The 17,809-nt window shown below is 64.3% G+C and carries 20 protein-coding genes and 1 riboswitch; of the genes, 5 read left to right on the plus strand and 15 right to left on the minus strand.

What is annotated here, in order from left to right; all coding sequences use genetic code 11:
- Positions 1 to 32: 32 nt before the first annotated feature.
- Together aroC and BRA1417_RS0115680 are read left to right on the plus strand one after the other, a co-directional pair.
- Positions 33 to 1,121 carry a chorismate synthase gene (aroC, locus tag BRA1417_RS0115675; RefSeq protein ID WP_027516551.1) on the plus strand — a complete coding sequence of 363 codons (1,089 nt, stop codon included), beginning with the start codon at positions 33 to 35 and terminating at the stop codon, positions 1,119 to 1,121.
- A gap of 80 nt (positions 1,122 to 1,201) precedes the next feature.
- Positions 1,202 to 2,392 carry an adenylate/guanylate cyclase domain-containing protein gene (locus tag BRA1417_RS0115680; protein WP_027516552.1) on the plus strand — a complete coding sequence of 397 codons (1,191 nt, stop codon included), beginning with the start codon at positions 1,202 to 1,204 and terminating at the stop codon, positions 2,390 to 2,392.
- 44 nt (positions 2,393 to 2,436) lie between these two features.
- Here BRA1417_RS0115680 and BRA1417_RS0115685 read toward each other — a convergent pair whose 3' ends face one another.
- The 7 genes from BRA1417_RS0115685 to BRA1417_RS0115710 all read right to left on the minus strand — a co-directional run bounded on the left by BRA1417_RS0115685 (position 2,437) and on the right by BRA1417_RS0115710 (position 7,211).
- A complete protein-coding gene (locus tag BRA1417_RS0115685; protein ID WP_027516553.1) occupies positions 2,437 to 3,606 on the minus strand; it encodes an HWE histidine kinase domain-containing protein in 1,170 nt (389 codons plus the stop codon).
- Between the two features lie 61 nt (positions 3,607 to 3,667).
- The gene (locus BRA1417_RS42830) at positions 3,668 to 3,919 is read right to left on the minus strand and encodes a hypothetical protein (protein WP_084462249.1); all 252 of its coding nucleotides are present in this window, start codon (positions 3,917 to 3,919) and stop codon (positions 3,668 to 3,670) included.
- A gap of 546 nt (positions 3,920 to 4,465) precedes the next feature.
- Positions 4,466 to 4,771 (minus strand): ATP-dependent Clp protease adapter ClpS, encoded by a 306-nt coding sequence (gene clpS / locus BRA1417_RS0115690; protein ID WP_027516554.1) that lies wholly within the window; start codon positions 4,769 to 4,771, stop codon positions 4,466 to 4,468.
- A 43-nt stretch (positions 4,772 to 4,814) separates the two neighbouring features.
- Positions 4,815 to 5,156: a DUF190 domain-containing protein gene (locus BRA1417_RS0115695; protein ID WP_027516555.1), complete on the minus strand. Its 342-nt coding sequence runs from the start codon at positions 5,154 to 5,156 to the stop codon at positions 4,815 to 4,817.
- A 2-nt stretch (positions 5,157 to 5,158) separates the two neighbouring features.
- The gene (crcB, locus tag BRA1417_RS0115700) at positions 5,159 to 5,587 is read right to left on the minus strand and encodes a fluoride efflux transporter CrcB (RefSeq protein WP_027516556.1); all 429 of its coding nucleotides are present in this window, start codon (positions 5,585 to 5,587) and stop codon (positions 5,159 to 5,161) included.
- Between the two features lie 6 nt (positions 5,588 to 5,593).
- Positions 5,594 to 5,983 (minus strand): fluoride efflux transporter CrcB, encoded by a 390-nt coding sequence (gene crcB, locus BRA1417_RS0115705; RefSeq protein ID WP_027516557.1) that lies wholly within the window; start codon positions 5,981 to 5,983, stop codon positions 5,594 to 5,596.
- 16 nt (positions 5,984 to 5,999) lie between these two features.
- Complete coding sequence (locus BRA1417_RS0115710; RefSeq protein WP_027516558.1) at positions 6,000 to 7,211, minus strand: MFS transporter; 1,212 nt, start codon at positions 7,209 to 7,211, stop codon at positions 6,000 to 6,002.
- Positions 7,212 to 7,346: 135 nt separating this feature from the next.
- Positions 7,347 to 7,424, minus strand: a riboswitch (Fluoride riboswitch).
- Positions 7,425 to 7,707: 283 nt separating this feature from the next.
- On the opposite strand from BRA1417_RS0115710, the gene BRA1417_RS0115715 reads away from it, so the two are divergent.
- Both BRA1417_RS0115715 and BRA1417_RS0115720 read left to right on the plus strand, forming a co-directional pair.
- Positions 7,708 to 8,577 carry a DUF1194 domain-containing protein gene (locus BRA1417_RS0115715; protein WP_027516559.1) on the plus strand — a complete coding sequence of 290 codons (870 nt, stop codon included), beginning with the start codon at positions 7,708 to 7,710 and terminating at the stop codon, positions 8,575 to 8,577.
- A 166-nt stretch (positions 8,578 to 8,743) separates the two neighbouring features.
- Positions 8,744 to 9,376 carry a hypothetical protein gene (locus tag BRA1417_RS0115720; protein WP_027516560.1) on the plus strand — a complete coding sequence of 211 codons (633 nt, stop codon included), beginning with the start codon at positions 8,744 to 8,746 and terminating at the stop codon, positions 9,374 to 9,376.
- Between the two features lie 4 nt (positions 9,377 to 9,380).
- Here the strand turns inward: BRA1417_RS0115720 and BRA1417_RS0115725 are convergent, their stop codons facing one another.
- Together BRA1417_RS0115725 and BRA1417_RS0115730 are read right to left on the minus strand one after the other, a co-directional pair.
- The gene (locus BRA1417_RS0115725) at positions 9,381 to 9,560 is read right to left on the minus strand and encodes a hypothetical protein (RefSeq protein WP_027516561.1); all 180 of its coding nucleotides are present in this window, start codon (positions 9,558 to 9,560) and stop codon (positions 9,381 to 9,383) included.
- Positions 9,561 to 9,591: 31 nt separating this feature from the next.
- Complete coding sequence (locus tag BRA1417_RS0115730) at positions 9,592 to 10,650, minus strand: class I SAM-dependent methyltransferase (protein ID WP_027516562.1); 1,059 nt, start codon at positions 10,648 to 10,650, stop codon at positions 9,592 to 9,594.
- Positions 10,651 to 10,818: 168 nt separating this feature from the next.
- On the opposite strand from BRA1417_RS0115730, the gene BRA1417_RS0115735 reads away from it, so the two are divergent.
- Positions 10,819 to 11,421 carry a hypothetical protein gene (locus BRA1417_RS0115735; RefSeq protein ID WP_027516563.1) on the plus strand — a complete coding sequence of 201 codons (603 nt, stop codon included), beginning with the start codon at positions 10,819 to 10,821 and terminating at the stop codon, positions 11,419 to 11,421.
- Here the strand turns inward: BRA1417_RS0115735 and BRA1417_RS0115740 are convergent, their stop codons facing one another.
- From BRA1417_RS0115740 to BRA1417_RS0115765, 6 genes are all read right to left on the minus strand, one after another.
- On the minus strand, positions 11,422 to 12,669 hold the full coding sequence (locus BRA1417_RS0115740; RefSeq protein WP_027516564.1) for a class I SAM-dependent RNA methyltransferase: 1,248 nt from the start codon (positions 12,667 to 12,669) through the stop codon (positions 11,422 to 11,424).
- Positions 12,662 to 13,396, minus strand: coding sequence for a TlyA family RNA methyltransferase (locus BRA1417_RS0115745; protein WP_027516565.1), 735 nt, complete (start codon positions 13,394 to 13,396; stop codon positions 12,662 to 12,664). The genes BRA1417_RS0115740 and BRA1417_RS0115745 overlap by 8 nt, the downstream gene beginning before the upstream one ends.
- A gap of 26 nt (positions 13,397 to 13,422) precedes the next feature.
- Positions 13,423 to 13,977: a nucleoside 2-deoxyribosyltransferase gene (locus BRA1417_RS0115750; protein ID WP_027516566.1), complete on the minus strand. Its 555-nt coding sequence runs from the start codon at positions 13,975 to 13,977 to the stop codon at positions 13,423 to 13,425.
- A gap of 32 nt (positions 13,978 to 14,009) precedes the next feature.
- On the minus strand, positions 14,010 to 15,938 hold the full coding sequence (dxs, locus tag BRA1417_RS0115755) for a 1-deoxy-D-xylulose-5-phosphate synthase (RefSeq protein ID WP_027516567.1): 1,929 nt from the start codon (positions 15,936 to 15,938) through the stop codon (positions 14,010 to 14,012).
- Positions 15,939 to 16,535: 597 nt separating this feature from the next.
- Positions 16,536 to 16,787 (minus strand): exodeoxyribonuclease VII small subunit, encoded by a 252-nt coding sequence (locus BRA1417_RS0115760; protein ID WP_027516568.1) that lies wholly within the window; start codon positions 16,785 to 16,787, stop codon positions 16,536 to 16,538.
- A gap of 73 nt (positions 16,788 to 16,860) precedes the next feature.
- Entirely contained in the window at positions 16,861 to 17,790 is a 930-nt protein-coding gene (locus BRA1417_RS0115765; RefSeq protein WP_027516569.1) for a histone deacetylase family protein, read from the minus strand.
- Positions 17,791 to 17,809: the final 19 nt, after the last annotated feature.

Here is a 17,809-nt window from a genome sequence, read left to right on the forward strand (position 1 = left end):
ACCACACGCGGGAACCGAGCCTGCGAGCAGCGATGTCCTTCAACACCTTCGGCCACATGTTCCGCGTCACGACCTTCGGCGAGAGCCATGGGGTGGCGATCGGCTGCGTGGTCGACGGCTGCCCGCCCATGATCCCGCTCGTCGAGGCCGACATTCAGGGTGATCTTGATCGCCGCCGGCCCGGCCAGTCGCGCTTCACGACCCAGCGTCAGGAGCCGGACCAGGTCAAGATCCTCTCCGGCGTGATGGCGCATCCGGAGACCGGCGTGCAGGTGACGACGGGCACGCCGATCGGGCTCCTGATCGAGAACACCGACCAGCGCTCGAAGGACTATTCCGAGATCAAGGACAAGTTTCGTCCCGGTCATGCCGACTTCACCTATGAAGCGAAGTACGGCCTGCGCGACTATCGTGGCGGCGGCCGCTCCTCGGCGCGCGAGACCGCGACGCGCGTTGCCGCCGGCGCGATCGCGCGAAAGGTGCTGCCCGATGTGAAGGTGCGCGGCGCGTTGGTGCAGATGGGCCCGCACAAGATCGACCGCGCGAAGTGGGACTGGGACGAGATTGCGAACAATCCGTTCTTCTGTCCCGACAAGGACAAGGCCGCATTCTTCGAGACCTATCTCGACGGCATCCGCAAGAGCGGCTCCTCGATCGGCGCGGTGATCGAGGTCGTCGCCGAAGGTGTGCCGGCAGGCCTTGGCGCGCCGATCTACGCCAAGCTCGACGCCGAGCTCGCCGCCGCAATGATGAGCATCAATGCGGTGAAGGGCGTCGAGATCGGCGCCGGCTTTGGCGCGGCCGAGCTTGCCGGCGAAGAGAACGCCGACGAGATGCGCACCGGCAATGACGGCACGCGTTTTCTCTCCAACCATGCCGGCGGCGTGCTGGGCGGCATCTCCACGGGGCAGCCGGTGGTGGTGCGCTTCGCGGTCAAGCCGACCTCGTCGATCCTGCAGCCGCGTCTCACCGTCGATCGCAACGGCGCCGACACCGAGATCATGACCAAGGGCCGCCACGATCCCTGCGTCGGCATCCGCGCCGTCCCCGTCGGCGAAGCCATGATGGCCTGCGTGTTGGCGGATCATTTCCTGCGCGACCGCGGCCAGGTCGGGCGCTAGCGTTGCGCGAGGCGCTTGTATCGCGCCACTAGCCCACCGCGCAGCTTGACGATCCCACAACTTCGTCCGCAAATGCGGACATGGAAAGCTCCGAGCTCCAACGTATCGCCAGCTGGCTGATCGACGGCGCCTGGTCGTCGAAGACCCCGGCCGAGATGACGGCGGAAGCCTGCGAACGGATGGTCGCAGCCGGGCTGCCGCTATGGCGGTTCGGCATCTTCATCCGCACGCTGCATCCCGAAATTTTCGGTCGCAACTTCATCTGGCGGGAGGGCGAGGAGGTCGAGATCGGCACGGTCGATTTCGAGATCCTGCAGACGCCGGAATTCGCCAGAAGTCCGCTGCGGGTCGTGTTCGAGCAGGGACTTGAGGTGCGGGGACGCATGGACGATCCCGGCAGCAAGCATTTCCCTTTTTTCGACGATATGCGTGCCGAAGGCGTAACCGACTACGTCGCGACGCCAATGCCGTTTCTCGACGGCTCGGTCCACGCGACGAGCTGGACCACGCGCCATCCAGGCGGCTTCACCGCTGAACACATCGCGGCGATCCACGCCATCATCAAACCGCTCGCGCGCATCACCGAGATCATCAGCCTGCGCCGCACCGCCGAGATGCTGCTCGACACCTATGTCGGCAATCGTGCCGGCGCGCGCATCCTTGGCGGTCAGATCCGCCGCGGCCACAATGACACCATGCAGGCTGCGATCTGGCTCTCCGATCTGCGCGGCTTCACCGCACTGTCGGACCGGCTGCCGGCCGAGACCGTGGTCGAGATCCTCAACCATTATTTCGACTGCCAGGTCGCCGCGATCCGCGGCCATGGCGGCGAGGTGCTGAAATTCATGGGCGACGGCCTGCTCGCGGTGTTCCCGATCGACGAATATGTCGGCGATGCCGCGCATGTCTGCACGCGGGTGCTGGAGGCGGCGCGCGAATCCCGAGCCAGCGTCGAGGCGCTCGCGTATCCTGTCGGCGACGCCGTCGAGCGCTTCCGCTTTGGGGTGGCGCTCCACGTCGGGAATATCCTCTACGGCAATATCGGCGGCGGCAACCGCCTGGATTTCACCTGCATCGGCCCCGCCGTGAACCTTGCCGCCAGGCTCGAGAAGATCACGGGTCGCCTGGGGCGGACGGTCGTCGCCTCGGAAATGTTCGCCAATGTCTGCCGCCACGACTGGCACGAGCTCGGCGAATTCCCGATCGCGGGCTTTTCAAAGGCGCAGCGCGTGTACGGGCTGACGGAGGAGACGCCGGTGGTGACGGCCTGAGGTCGTCCTCGGATGTCCGCCGCCGTCAACCCGGTGAGCAGAATTCAGGCGTTCGACGCCATCACCGACCTCAGCGGTACGTCCAGCTGATAGATAAATCCGGACGGTTCATAGGCCAGCCGCACCTGCCCGTTCAGTTGCTGGCCGAGCGACTCGATCATCCGGGTGCCGTAGCTTCGCCGCGTCGGCGGCGCCACCACGGGGCCGCCGCTTTCGCTCCACTTCAGGCGCAGCCTTTGCTCGATCTCGTCCACCGTCCATGCGATTTCAACATGCCCGGAGGAACTGGACAGCGCGCCGAATTTCGTCGTGTTGGTGCAGAGCTCGTTGAACGTCATCGCCAGCGCTATCACGGCACCGGATGTGATTCTGAGGTCCGGGCCATTGAAATGGAATCGTCGGCCCCCCTGACTGTCAAAAGGATCGGTGGCGCCGCTCAGCGTATGAGTGAGGCTCGCATTTGACCAGCTGACCTGTATCAGCAGGTCGTGGGCGCGCCCCAACGCCAGCAAGCGGCCATCCATGGCCTTTTGCCCGTGCTCCAGATTGATTGCGGTCCGGAAGCTCTGGGCTGCGATTGCGCTCACCGTCGCAAGCGTGTTCTTGATGCGATGATGCAGCTCTCCGAGGATGAGCTTTTGCAACTTGTCGGCAGCCTCGCGCTCGTGGGCTTCGATACCGGCTTGAGCGAGCAGGACCTTGGCGTCGGTGTCGGCCTGTTCCAGCAACAGGCGCAGATTGTCGTTTTCCGCGGCCAGAACCGATTCCTGTGGCGAACGACCAACCTCAGGGTTTTCCCCGGGATCCGTCGTGGTGGTCGGAAGGATTTTTAGCGCGCCAGCCCCGATCATTGCCTGCAATTGCGAGATCATTTCGTCGACGGCGAGCGGCTTGCGAAAGAAGCGGCTGTCCGCCGGCGTTTCGTTTTCAGACGGCTTTACCTGACCGGAAACCAGCACGATCTTGATGGCAGGCCAGCGATCGTGCACCGCGTGGGCCAGCTTCAAGCCGTCCATGGTCCCGGGCATCTGGATGTCGCTGAACAGAAGCGAGATGTCCGACCGCGACTCGAGGATTGCGATAGCTTCGTCGGCATTGACGGCCTGCACAGGGCAGAAGCCTGCATCCTCCACGATATCGACTGCGCGCATGCGCAAGATCATCTCGTCTTCGACGACGAGAACGTTCGGCAAGGAGGTTGGAGGTGTAGACATCTGTGCACGACACTTTCCTGGATAATCCGACAAGGCCGGTCGGCGCTTTGCGATTGTTGGTCTAGCGGCGCGCCGTCACCAAGCGAGCTTCATGAACCCTGGCATCGGATTCACCTCGGCGCAGACACGATGCTTCGAAGTCCGGCCAGACTTGGCTACCGCAATTCGTGGCCACCGGATGGCTCGCCAGCCGGTCCGCCTTCGCCAAAGCAACTGTCTCGCGCGCTTTCACTTGCGGAGCAAAACCGGGCAACACCATTACGGACACTCCGAGGAGCGCGAATATCGCGAACGCGATAAGAGATTTCATCATTTGGGGCTGCTTTGGCTGTCGACCGCCCCGTTTCGTTTGGGGACGCTGTTACAACAACCAAAATGAAATATTGTTCATTTCATACAACTTATATTTGAAGTGTGATTTGCGGGCGGATGCCGCCCTCGGCCCGGATCGCCGCTCGATGAGAAGAGGCCGCCGACCAGGTTGGCTACCACTACCTCGGTGTCTTGGGGCCAGGCAGGCTTATCCAATCATGAATGTGCGACGCCGTTTCGCTCAATCGCGCCGCTTTGAGCAGCGCTTCCCGCTGGACGCCGGGCGGGGCTATCTCTGCGCGACGGCGAGCCTCGGCTGCCAATTGGGCAAGGCGATTGCTCAGCGGGATGGTTCTCTTTGTGGTGTCTTGCATAGGGCGCTCCGCATTGGGCGGGAGCGCAAAGACTCTCTCAGTCACCGATAGATGCCGTGATGGGCCGGTGATGGCTCACCATGCGCCTGTTGGCAGCCAATAGATACATTATTCAGCAGGGCAGATTTGACGCCGAAATCGAAAGACGGCGCACCAAAGGCGGACCGGTGCAACTATTCCTCCGGCTCTGTGGTGAACAGCAGCGGATAGCCCTTGGTGCGGCCGGCGTCGGTGGCACGGGTGGCCTTGGTCTCTGCGACGTCCTTGGTGAACACCGCGACCACGCAGGCGCCGAGCTTGTGGGCGGTGATCATTACCTTGTAGGCCTGATCCTCCGTCATGCGGAACTCGGCCTTGAGGATCATCGTGACGAATTCGCGGGGCGTAAAGTCGTCGTTGATCAGGATGACCTTATGCAGCTTCGGCCGCTCGACCTTGGTCTTCGTCCCGGTTTTCGGTTTTGCAACAGTGTCGTTCATTCCGCCTCCCGGATATGGCGGGCTTGGGTTCCGGCCGGCGCGCTCAGCGCACGGCCTTCTCACCATATTGCAGGACCTGCACCTTCTCCAAGGTGATCAGGCCGCTCGACATCATGCCATCCAGGATGGGCAGGAATGCATTGATGTTGTCCTCGCTGTCGACGATCTCGATCAGCAGCGGCAGGTCTTCCGAGAGCCGCAGAATCTTCGACGTGTGGAGCCGGCTCGACTTGCCGAAGCCCATCGGGCCGCGCAGCACGGTGGCGCCGGCCAGATGCCGCTCGCGCGCCGTCATCACGATCGCTTCATAGAGCGGCTTGCCGTCGAAATGGTCGTTCTCGCCAATGAAGATCCGGAGCGAAACTGCCTGATCGGGGATTTGCATGGTCAGCTCCTTGGCAAGCGGTTGGTGCCGCTGGCTATCATATGGCCGGCCCATACCGACACCAGCCAGCAAATGACGGATGCCGCGATATAGGCGAGGGCCGTATATTTCATGCCGCCGTGGAGCAGGCGGAAGGTCTCCAGGCTAAAGGTCGAAAAGGTCGTGTAGCCGCCGCAGAACCCGGTCATGACGAACTGCCGGTGCTCGGGCCGGGCCAGCAGGCGGCCGTCGGGCCCGGTCAGCGTCGCGTAGAAGCCGATGATCAGTGAGCCCGTGGCGTTGATGAACAGCGTCGCGACCGGGAAGCCGGGGCCGGTGTCGAGCGCAAGCCCGACCAGATAGCGCGTCAGCCCGCCGACCATGCTGCCGGCGGCAATCCAGGCATAGAGCGTCGCGGTGCGCCAGCGATCGGCAGAGGAGGGGGACTTCATCTGCCTCTAGCCTCCCAGAGTGTCCGCGAGGAGGAAGCCGCAACTGACGGCCGCGAGGCAGAGCACGACCGAGACCGCGACATTTCCGAGCGCATGCATCGCCTCGCCGTTGCGCGCCAGCGTCAGCGTTTGAAGGCTGAACGAGGACACCGTGGTGTAGCAGCCGAGAAAGCCGGTGACCGCGAACAGCCAAGGATCGGGCGCGGCGAAGGCCGAGCCGGGATGGGTCGCCAATGCGCCAAAAATGCCGATCAGAAAGGCGCCGGTGACGTTGATAGTGACGGTGCCCCACGGAAACGTCTCGCCCAGCCGCCGCGCGATCGCGCCGGAGATGAAATAGCGCGCACAGCCGCCGAGCACGCTGCCGATCATGATCGCAAGCACTCCGTTCAGCACGGCGAACAGCCCCCCGTCATCGTTTCTCCTCCGTTGCCAGCCCGTTGCCGACGGCAAATAGTCCCATGAGTGCGACCAGCGCGAAGCCGAGCCCCGCCAGGAACGTGCCGGCCGGACCATAGGCATCCCACAGCGCACCGGCGATCACGCTTGCGGCCAGCAAGGCAAGGCCGGTGAACAGGTTGAAATAGCCGAACGCAGTGCCGCGCAAGCTCGGTGGCGCTGCGTCGGCGACGAGGGCCGAGAGCAGGCCTTGCGTCAATCCCATGTGGAGTCCCCACAGCACGACGCCGAGGGCGAGGCCCCCGAAATTTGGCAGCAGCGCCAGCGCGAGATCGGCGCCGGCGAGGAAGACGAGGCCGAGCGCGAGCAGGCCGGTGCGGTTGATGCGGTCCGAGAGCACGCCGGCCGGATAGGCCGACAACGCATAGACGATGTTCATCAGCACCAGCACGGCCGGCACCCACATCGCATTGAGCCCGATGTTCTGTGCGCGCAGGATCAGAAAGGCCTCGCTGAAACGCGCCAGCGTGAACACGACGCCAACCGCGACCACACGCCAGTACAGGGATCCAAGCTGCCGCATCGCGGCGATGTTCAGCGGATTCCTTGACGGCTCCCGGCCTGGATCCGGCTCCGGCTCGCTCACCGCGAACGCGATCAGTCCGAACGACAGGAAGCCCGGCAGCACGGCCACCCAGAACACCATCGTAAAATTGTCCGCCGTCCACCACATCAGGCCGATCGCCATGAGTGGCCCCACGAACGCACCGATGGTGTCGAGCGACTGACGCAGGCCGAAGCTCGCGCCGCGCAGACCGATGGGTGCGATATCGGCGATCAGTGCGTCGCGCGGCGCGCCGCGAATCCCCTTGCCGACGCGGTCAATGAAGCGCGCGGCAACCAGCCATTCGACGCTGGGGGCAAGCGGGAACAGCGGTTTTGTCAGCGCGGCGAGCCCGTAGCCTAGCGCGGCGAGCAATTTGCGCCGGCCGAGCCAGTCGGACAACGCGCCGGAGAAGATCTTCGTGATCGAGGCGGTCGCTTCGGCAATGCCCTCGATGAAGCCGACGGTGAGCGTGGAGGCGCCGAGCACGGTGACGAGATAGACCGGCAGCAGTGCGTGGATCATCTCGGAAGAGACGTCCATCAGCATCGAGACGAAGCCGAGCACCCAGATCCCCCTGGGCAGCCCCGCACGTGCAGCATTCGGTGTTGTCGTCGTCACGTCCAGGACTTCTCCTCGGCCTCTGCTTGACCTCTCCTTGGCCGCTCCTTGCCCTCGCGTCCAGGCAACAAAAAACCCGCCGGCGGCGGGTTCGTCCATGCTCCCGCCGAAGGCAGAGGCCTGAAAATTGCCCCTCCTCAAGCAGGAGTCATCAGCCCACTACGGTCACAGGCCGCCGGGCGGTTGTCGGGGGACTCCATCCCCATCTGTCCGGCCAGCCTAACATGGAAATGGCGCCGGACAAGTGGGCGGGGTGCTCTGTCCCGTGGCCCGTTCTTCCGGGAGCGCACGGCGCATGATGGCATGCCGTGCCACGATCGCGCAGTCCGCGGCGCGAGCGCGGCAACATGGCGGCAGCTTGCGTAATGCTTCGCAATGCCCGAGCCGCAAGTCCTAACGCGCAAATCCCTAACTGGAATGTGAAGCGCAAGCGATCTTCGGACTTTGCGGCAAGGCGATTGCATGTCACCATCGCGTCATACGACGGGAGGCTGCGATGCGCTTGCTGTTCTCGATCGGGGCTGTGCTGGTGACCGGCATGTTCGCCGGAGGGGACGTCGCGGGCATCGCGGCACCAGGACCCAAGTTTGAGTCGCCTAAAATTCAGCCGCAGCGGCAAGCAGCCGACAGGGACGCGCAGACGGTCGATGTCGAGCTGATCCTCGCCGTCGACGTCTCCTACTCCATGGACATGGACGAGCTCGCGGTCCAGCGCGAAGGCTATGCGCAGGCGATCCAGTCGAAGGAATTCCTGCAGGCGCTGAAGCTGGGCCCGAACGGCCGGATCGCGGTGACCTATTTCGAGTGGGCCGCCTCGACCGACCAGAAGATCATCATTCCGTGGCGCCTGATCGACGGACCGGAGACCGCCGATGCCGTCGCCGCCGAAATCCTGAAGACGCCGATCCGGCGCGCCTCGCGCACCTCGATCTCCGGAGCGATCACTTTCGCAATGCCGCTGTTCGATGAGGATCCCTATCGGGGCTTGCGCCGCGTGATCGACATTTCCGGCGACGGTCCCAACAACAATGGCACACCGGTCACGATCGCGCGGGACGCTGCGATCGAGAAGGGTATCGTCATCAACGGCCTGCCGATCATGGTCAAGGAGCCGTCCTATTCGACCATGGATATCGATAATCTCGACTTCTACTATGAGGATTGCGTCATCGGCGGCCCCGGTTCTTTCGTCATCACGATCAAGGACCGCGACAAGTTCAAGGAAGCCATCCGCACCAAGCTCTTGATGGAGGTTGCGGGCCGTATGCCGGAGCGCCCCGTGATGCGCGTTGCGGACAAAGACAAGGAGCCGCGTGTGAACTGCATGATCGGCGAGAAGATCTGGTCGGACCGCTGGGGGCGCTGACGCGCTACCCCCGATGAGGCCATTTGCTGGCTTCGCCCCGCGGTTGAATTTAACCGTTCGTTAATCGGTGAGTGGCCCTAATCCAATTGTTTCCGTCAATGACCTGATATTGCTGGCCGGCGCGCAGACGAAGGCGGGTTTGTCAGACTGGTCCGCCGAGCAACCAATGGCCATCGTCACGCAGAGCACCAGCCAGATTTCTCCTGCCAGCGAGCGGGTCTATCACCAGAGCAACCTGCTCGGTGAATGGAAGGGCAATTGGGCGGGAAACAATCAGGCCGTCGGCTTCAAGGTCGTGAACATCCGCGGCGCCCGCGCGCAGGTGGAATACACCCATAACGGGCACACCGAACGTGGTTTTGGCAAGGTCGACGGTGCAACCATCAGCTTCGGTTCGGTCACGATCGGGACCAAGAACGGCAAGAATGCGGCGCTCGTGTTCTCCGCCGGCGGCGGTCAGGCCAGTGCATCACTTGAAAAACAGGCGCCGCCGGCCTCCGAAAGCCGTCTCATCGGAAGCTGGGGTGGCTATTCGGCCGACAACAACAAGAGCGCGAGCTTCCGGGTCGTCTCCATCACCGGCAACGAGGCGCTGGTCACGACCACGATCGACGGCGTCACCCGGCAGGGCACCGGCATCGTCTACAAGAACGTGGTCATGTTCGGACAAACGCAGATATCGACGGACGACGGAAAGAACGGCAAGGTCATCTTCCAGGTCGGAAACAAATCTTTCCAGGTAGGGGTGACGAAATTACCGTCGTCCGACACGTCGTCCTCGGTGGACAGGACGGCGTAGCCGATCACGGCTGCTGCTCGCCGGACCGCGTCAGCGCCTTCAATTGCCGCTCGACCTGACGCAAGGCGTCGCGGGCGGGCGCCAAAGCGCCATTGCCGATCATTTGCGGCGGCCAGCTTACGTTGCGGCGCGAGCGAGGCAAGGATGTCGGCGCCAGGCGTGGCTGCAGCATCAGCATGGCCATATGCCGCAGCAATGCGCCGGAATGGGGAAGATCAGATCCGCGCCTCCAGAATCAGATTGAAGGGCGTTTCAGCAGCGCGGCGGAAGCGCGTCAGTCCGCCCTCTCGCGCGACCTTGCGCAGCCTTGCCTCGCCCGCTTGCGCGCCCAGTGCGAGGCCCACCTCCTGGTCGAGCGAGGCCGGCGTGCAGATCATGGTCGACGCCGCATAATAGACCCGCCCGACCGGGTTGAGATTGTCCTCGAGGCGGTCGCCTGCGAACGGCTCGACCAGCATGCAGGTGCCGTCCTTTGCCATGGTCTCGCGCACGTGGCCGATGGCGCCGACGGGATCGCCCATGTCATGCAGGCAATCGAAGAAGCAGACGAGATCATAGCCCTCGGCCGGATAGGTCTTGGCGGAATGAACAGCGAAGCTGACCCGGTCGCCCAATCTGGCTTCGGTGGCCGCCTTTCGCGCGGCCTCGATCGAACCCTCATGATAGTCGAAGCCGTAGAAGCGGGAGTTCGGGAAGGCTTCCGCCATCAGCCGTGTCGAGACGCCGTGCCCGCAGCCGACATCGGCGACCTTGGCGCCGCGCTTCAGCTTGTCCACGACGCCGTCGAGCGCGGGCAGCCATTCCTGCACCAGATGATGCATGTACCCGGTCCGGAAAAAGCGGGCGGTGCCGCAGAACAGGCACTCGCTGCGCCGGTTCCAGCCGACGCCCTTGCCGGATTTGAATGCGTCCGAGACCTTCGGCTCGTCGAGAAACGCCGAGGCAATGACATTGCCGAATGCGCCGAGGAACACCGGACTGTCCTCATCGGCAAGCGCCATCGCCTGCTCCGGCAGCATCGAGAATTTTGCCGAAGCGGAATCGTATTCGATGTAGCCGGACGCCGCCTGGCTCGCGAGCCATTCGCGGACGTAGCGCTCCGCCGTCCCGGTGGCGCTTGCGAGCTCGGACGAGTTCATCGGTCCCTTGGCGGCAAGGGTACGGTAGAGACCGAGCTTGTCCCCGAGAAGGACCAGCGACGCATTCATCGCCGCCCCGAATTCGGTGACCATCTTGCCCATAAAGGCATTCAACCTGTCGGAATTGACCTCCATGACAGCCTCCGTGCTGACGCGCCCCCTTAGGTGGGTCAATCCGGCATGCGGGAAGTTCAAACTGGCAGGAAAACGTGATCCCGGAACTCAAGGGAAGACTGGTGTCGCTATACTGGCATTCATGATGTCTGGTGGGTATAACTCGCAGGCTTTTCGACGGTTATTAGGATGTCCAGGCTTACACGCTCTTGCGGTCTCGCGGTTTTTCTTGCCCTGCTCTGCCTCGGGGAAGCGCCGGCTCATGCGCAAGGCGCACCCCTGCAATATTGGATCCCCGGCGGACCTTTCGGCTTCGGCGGCGTTGCCGGCCAGAGCGCCGACAGCTACGGCAATTTCCCCAGCTTCAATGGCGGCGACGCAAGCGGCCGCAGCAATTTTGCGAACGGCTTCTTTGTCGGCAGCCAGCATGGCAATCTCAATTGGAGCGGTCTCAGCTCGGCCGGACTGAGCGGCAATTTCAGCGCGCTCTCCTACGACAGCACGCAGTTCGGCTACAACATCAAGACCGCGGGCGGGATGCCCCTCACGTTCTTTGCCGGTTTCGACACCCTGAAATACGGCAACGGCATCGGCAGCTCGCTTGCGCCGCTCACCTCCAGCGCTGCGCCCGGCTATGGTGCATTCGCGGGTGTCGAGTTCAAGCCGACCTCCAACCTCAGCCTGTCGTTCGGCGCCGGCTTCACCCAGCAGGACTCGGGCCGCATGGATAGCGATCTCAGATCGAACATGCTGCCCGGCGAGTCGCCGGCGTTGAGTGGCCTTCGGCGCTAACTAGCGCGTGAACTTCGCAACGAGCTCGACATGCGGCGTGTGGCGGAACTGATCCACCGGCACGACCACATCGATCTTGTAGCCGCCATCGATCAGCAGCCGCGCGTCGCGGGCAAATGTCGCGACGTTGCAGGAGACCGCGACCACCACAGGCACCTTGCTCACGGCGAGCTTCAAGGCCTGCGCCTGCGCGCCCTGGCGCGGCGGGTCGAACACGACGGCGTCGAAATCGCGCAGCTCCGGCGCCACCAGGGGACGGCGGAACAGATCGCGCGGCTCGGCCTTGAGCGGCTTGAGCCCCGGCGTGCGCGCGGCTTTTTCGAGCGCTGCAATGGCGCCGGCGTCGTTGTCATGGGCGGTGACGCGGGCCTTCTCGGCGACCCGCAACGCAAACGGGCCGACGCCGCAGAAGAGATCGAGAACGTTCTTCGCCTTGCCGATGCGCTCCGCGACGAGCGACGCAAGCGTCTCTTCGCCGGCCACGGTCGCCTGCAGGAACGAGCCCGGCGGCAGCGTCACCTCGGCGCGGCCCATCTGCACGGTCGGCGGCAGGCGTTGCAGCACCAGTTCGCCGTGCCGTGTCAGCCGCGCCAGGCGGTGCTGCTCGGCGACGCGCGAGAGCGCCGTCACGAGCGGCGTAGGCAGCGGGCCGGAGCCGCGCACGTCAATGTCGAGACCGTTGGCGGTCGCGGTGACCTGGATGTCCAGCGGTTTCGTCACCGGCATTTTGGACGTCAGCAGCTCGGCGAGCGCCCAGCCGGCATCGAGTGCACCCTCGAGCCCGGGATCCAGGATCGGGCAGCGATCGATCGGGATGACGTCGTGCGCGCTGGCAGCCGAGAAGCCGACCTTGAGGATGTCATGGGTGCCGAACCGGCCGTGCAGCGTGATGCGCCTGCGTCCCGCACCGTGGGCATCGACCAGTGGCGCCACCTCGCAGTCGATGCCGGCCTGGGCCAGGGTCTCGACCACGATGCCGCGCTTCCAGGCGTGATACGGTTCAGCCGCCCAGTGCTGGATCGCGCAGCCGCCACAGACGCCGAAATGCGGACAGAACGGCGCGACGCGCTCGGGGCTGGCGACATCCACCGCCAGCAGCTTGCGGCGGTCGGGATGATTGCCGACGACATGATCGACCTCGACGGTCTCGCCGCCGAGCGTGTAGGGCACATAGACGGGATCGCCGGCGTCGAGCGAGACGCCGTCGCCGCGATGGCCGACGTGATCGATCGTCATGCGCTCAACCACGGCGCGCGCCCAGGAAGAATTCGATATTGCCGTCGCCGCCGGTGATCGCCGACGGGAACACCTCGATATCGGTGCAGCCGAGCGAGGCCGCAAAGGCGGCGATGTCGTCGCAGATATCGCGGTGCACGGCGGCGTCGCGGACGATGCCCTTCTTGTTGTGCTTCCGGTCCGCCTCGAATTGCGGCTTGATCAGCGCCAGCAGGCTCATCGGCGCGGCCGCCAGCGACAGGGCCACGGGCAGCACCGTCTTGAGCGAGATGAAGCTGACGTCGATCACGACGACATCGGGCCGCGCCGGCAAACGCTTGCCGTCATAGGCGCGGATGTCGGTCTCTTCCATCGACACGATCTTGGAGTGACCGCGCAGCGAGGGATGCAGCTGACTGGTGCCGACATCGACGGCAAAGACGAGACTGGCGCCGTTGGCCAGCAGCACCTCGGTGAATCCGCCGGTGGACGCGCCGACGTCGAGGCAGACATGGTCCTCGATCTCGATCGGGTAGCGCTCCAGCGCGCCGGCGAGCTTGACGCCGCCGCGGGAGACGTAGGGGTGCGCGGGCTCGGCCTGGATCACGGCGTCCTCGGCGATGGTCTCCGACGGCTTTGCGACCTGCTTGTCGTCGGCGGTGACGAGCCCGGCCTCGATCGCCGCGCGCGCCCGCGCCCGGCTCTCGAACAGGCCGCGCTCGACCAGCAGAACATCCGCGCGCTTGCGGGCAGGGGACATCATCTCTCCGAAGACACCTGAGGCGCTTATGTAGCGATCAATCGCGCGGCCGCCATCCGGACGCAAGCCTCGAAGGCGGCCAGATCGTGCCAGACGTCGATCGGCATCTGCGCCGGCGTCACCAGCGGGCAACCATGCAGCTCCAGCGCATGGACCATCATGAGATTGTCGACGAGGCCAAAATCCTCGACCGTCAGCCCCTGCGCGTCGACCAGCCGTCCGTCCTCGGACGTCACGTCCATGAAGCGACCGACACGATCGGCATAGGCAGCGCCGTCATTGGAATAGGCGAGGCAGAACTTGCGGCGGCCGGCCATGTAGCCGAGCTCGTAGACGGTGCCGGGATCGGCGCCAGCGCCCCGGAACGGCGTGAGGTTGGCAATGATCGCATCGGCCGCGTCCATCATCGCCTCGTTGCCGCAAAAGATCTGCCGCGAGGCATCGGGAGCGGCGAGGTCGATCTCGTTGTCGAGGGGATAGAGGCCGGTGAGGCCGTGCGCAGCACAGATCGCGGCCTTCTGCCGGCCGATCTCGACCGCATCTGGCAGGAACACGTCGGGGCCTGCCAGATAGATTTTCATCGAGCTGCTTCGCGGAAGGTCGAAGCTCGCTGTTACGCGAGCTTGACCGTTTCGGCCTTGACGTCCTTGCCGAGCGCCTCGAACACCTTGGCGACGATGCCCTTGGCGTCGAGACCGGCACGACCGTACATCGCCGCCGGGGTATCGTGGTCCTGGAACACGTCGGGCAGCACCATGGTGCGGAACCGCACCAGGCCGCTGTCGAGCGCGCCCTGATCGCTCAGGTACTGCGCAACATGCGAGCCGAAACCGCCGACCGAGCCTTCCTCGATCGTGATCAGGATCTCGTGGTCGCGCGCGAGCTTGAGCACGAGCTCGGTGTCCAGCGGCTTCATGAAGCGCGCATCCGCGATCGTGGTCGAAAGGCCGTGGGCTGCGAGCTCGTCGGCGGCCTTCTCGCATTCGGCGAGGCGCGTGCCGAAGGAGAGCAGGGCGATCTTGCTGCCCTGGCGGACGATGCGGCCCTTGCCGATCTCGAGCGGAATGCCGACTTCGGGCATCTCGATGCCGCGGCCTTCGCCGCGCGGATAGCGCAGCGAGCTCGGACGATCGTTGATCGCGACCTGGGTCGCGACCATGTGCACCAGCTCGGCTTCGTCGGCGGCGGCCATGATCACCATGTTCGGCAGACAGCCGAGATAGGCGTTGTCGAACGAGCCGGCATGGGTGGCGCCATCGGCGCCGACGAGGCCGGCGCGGTCAATGGCGAAGCGCACGGGCAGGCTCTGGATCGCGACGTCATGCACGATCTGGTCGTAGCCGCGCTGCAGGAAGGTCGAGTAGATCGCGCAGAACGGCTTGTAGCCTTCGGTGGCGAGACCGGCGGCGAACGTCACGGCGTGCTGCTCGGCGATGCCGACGTCGAAGGTGCGGTCCGGGAACGCCTTGTTGAAGATGTCGACGCCGGTGCCCGATGGCATCGCCGCGGTGATGGCGACGATCTTGTCGTCCTTCTCCGCTTCCTTGACGAGGCTCTGGCCGAACACGTTCTGATAGGCCGGCGCATTCGGCTTGGACTTGGCCTGGGTGCCGGTCGCGACGTCGAACTTGACCACCGCGTGGTACTTGTCGGCGGAAGCTTCCGCCGGGCCGTAGCCCTTGCCCTTCTGCGTCACGACGTGAACCAGGATCGGGCCGGTCTCCATGTCGCGCACGTTCTTCAGCACGGGCAGGAGATGGTCGAGGTTATGGCCGTCGATCGGGCCGACGTAATAGAAGCCGAGTTCCTCGAACAGCGTGCCGCCATCCATCATGAAGCCGCGGGAATATTCCTCGACGCGGTTGGCGCGGCTGGCGATGATCTTCGGCAAGCGCTTGTTGATCTGCTTGGCCGCATCGCGCAGCGTGCGGTAGGTCTTGCCCGAGTAGAGCCGCGACAGGTAGGCGCTCATCGCGCCGACCGGCGGTGCGATCGACATGTCGTTGTCGTTGAGGATGACGATCAGGCGCGAGTTCATCGCACCTGCATTGTTCATGGCCTCATAGGCCATGCCCGCCGACATCGCGCCGTCACCGATGACGGCGATAACGTTGTTCTTGCCGCCGGAGAGGTCGCGCGCGACCGCCATGCCGAGGCCGGCGGAGATCGAGGTCGAGGAATGCGCGGCGCCGAACGGATCGTAATCGCTCTCGCTGCGCTTGGTGAAGCCGGACAGGCCGCCGCCGGTGCGCAGCGTGCGGATGCGATCGCGCCGGCCGGTGAGGATCTTGTGCGGATAGGCCTGGTGGCCGACGTCCCAGATCAGCCGGTCGCGCGGGGTATCGAAGACGTAATGGATCGCAGTGGTGAGCTCGACCACGCCGAGGCCTGCGCCGAAATGACCGCCGGTCACCGAGACGGCATCGATGGTCTCCTGACGCAGCTCGTCGGCGACCTGGCGAACCTGCTCGATCTTGAGCTTGCGCAGGTCGTCAGGCGTCCGGATGGTGTCGAGAAGCGGCGTTTTACTGTATGCGTTCACGGCGATTTCCAATTTGTCAGCGCCGGAAGATCGTTCCGGTGCGCGATGGGTTTGCTCAATATCGGCGCAGCGCGAGTCCTTAAACCGTCGGAGCCACCTGCATGGGGCAAAGCCCCGTCTTCAAGCTTAGGTGAGCTTAAGTGCTCTCCGGTTCAGTCTCTGTGATCCCTGTCACTTAGATCGGCTTCGTCCATCCCAGCCAATTCATCAGCAGTTTGAAGCGCTTGCTGTCGGTAATAAGTGCCCACGCAAGGCTTACAAAAAGCCACACTCCGCGCAGCTTTACACCAAAGCTTGGGCCAAAGCCAACCCGCTGGGCCAATTACGGGGCATGCACCTGCAACCCCCGGGCCAAAGTGGTTAATCCCAGCGCCAGTTCAAGAGTTCCAAGCTTGCTCGGTTCCTCGGCAGGTTTTGGAGTGTGAGAAGCTGTTTTAGACGGGAGTCAGGAGACGATGGGGCCCTCGTGAGGGAATTCCATGATCTCCCGGGCCCGGGTTCCCTGGATCAAAGCAGCCGCAGCGGCCCGACAGGGACGTGCGATCATGAAAAATTGCGGGTGGCCGATGCATGGATGGGCGGCTTTGAAGGCGGCCCTTACTGGACGTCGAGCGGCGCGGTGCCGGTGGCCTGGCCGCTGGCATCGGTGGTGATCTTGTCGACGCGCGCCTCGGCCTGGCGCAGCAACTCCTCGCAGCGGCGCTTCAGGGCCTCGCCACGCTCGTAGATCGTCACGGATTCCTCGAGCGGCACCTTGCCGTCCTCGAGCCGCTTCACGATGGTTTCGAGCTCCTCGATGGCGCGTTCGAAGGTCAGCCTGGAGACGTCGATTTGGGTATTTTCGGCCATATAAGTTTCCGATTGCCCGATTCGCTTCACGTCGGAGAAAGCAAAGTTTTGCGGGCGCAATGTGGCGGGCGTGTCAGGCGCCCATCAGGGCGCCGACATGCGCCGTAACAGATTCTTTCAGTCCTTGCAGGTCGTAGCCGCCTTCGAGCACAGAAACAACGCGCCCCCCGGCGGTCTTGTCGGCGAGGTCCATCAGCTTGCGCGTGACCCAGGCATAATCCTCCGCGCGCAAATTCAGGGACGCCAGCGGATCGCGATAATGCGCGTCGAAGCCGGCAGAGATGACGAGCAGCTCCGGGCTGAATTTTTCGAGCTGCGGCAGGATCAAATTCTCGAACGCGATGCGGAATTCCGGCCCGCCGTCCTCGGAGGCGAGCGGCGCGTTGACGATGGTGTCGTGGTCGCCGCGCTCGGTCTTGGCACCGGTGCCCGGAAACAGCGGCATCTGGTGTGTCGAGCAGTACATCACGGTCGGGTCCGACCAGAAGATGTCCTGCGTGCCGTTGCCGTGATGCACGTCGAAATCGACGATGGCCGCGCGCTTGATGCCGTATTTGCGCTGCGCGTGGCGCGCGGCGATGGCGACGTTGTCGAAGAAGCAAAAGCCCATCGGCTTGCCGATCTCGGCGTGGTGGCCGGGCGGGCGCACCGCGACGAAGGCGTTGCGATGCTCACCCGTCATCACCGCTTCGGTCGCAGCGACCGCGCCGCCGACGCCGCGCATCACCGCTTCCCACGTGCCCGGCGACATCGAGGTGTCGCCATCGATATAGACCAGGCCGCTGGTCGGCGCGATGTGGCGCAGCTCCGTGACGTAGTGCTCGTTGTGGCAGAGCGTGACGAGGTCGAGATCCCCCTCCGGTGCCTGGTCGCGCACCAGGAACTGGAAGCGCTCATGCGACAGCGCTTCCTCCACTGCGCGCAGGCGGTCCGGCCTTTCAGGGTGTCCCGGCGGCGTGACGTGGTCGAGGCAGGCCTTGTGGGAGAGGAGAAGCGTACTCATCAGTCGGCCTCATGGGATG

Source organism: Bradyrhizobium sp. WSM1417, from assembly GCF_000515415.1.
Lineage (GTDB): Bacteria > Pseudomonadota > Alphaproteobacteria > Rhizobiales > Xanthobacteraceae > Bradyrhizobium.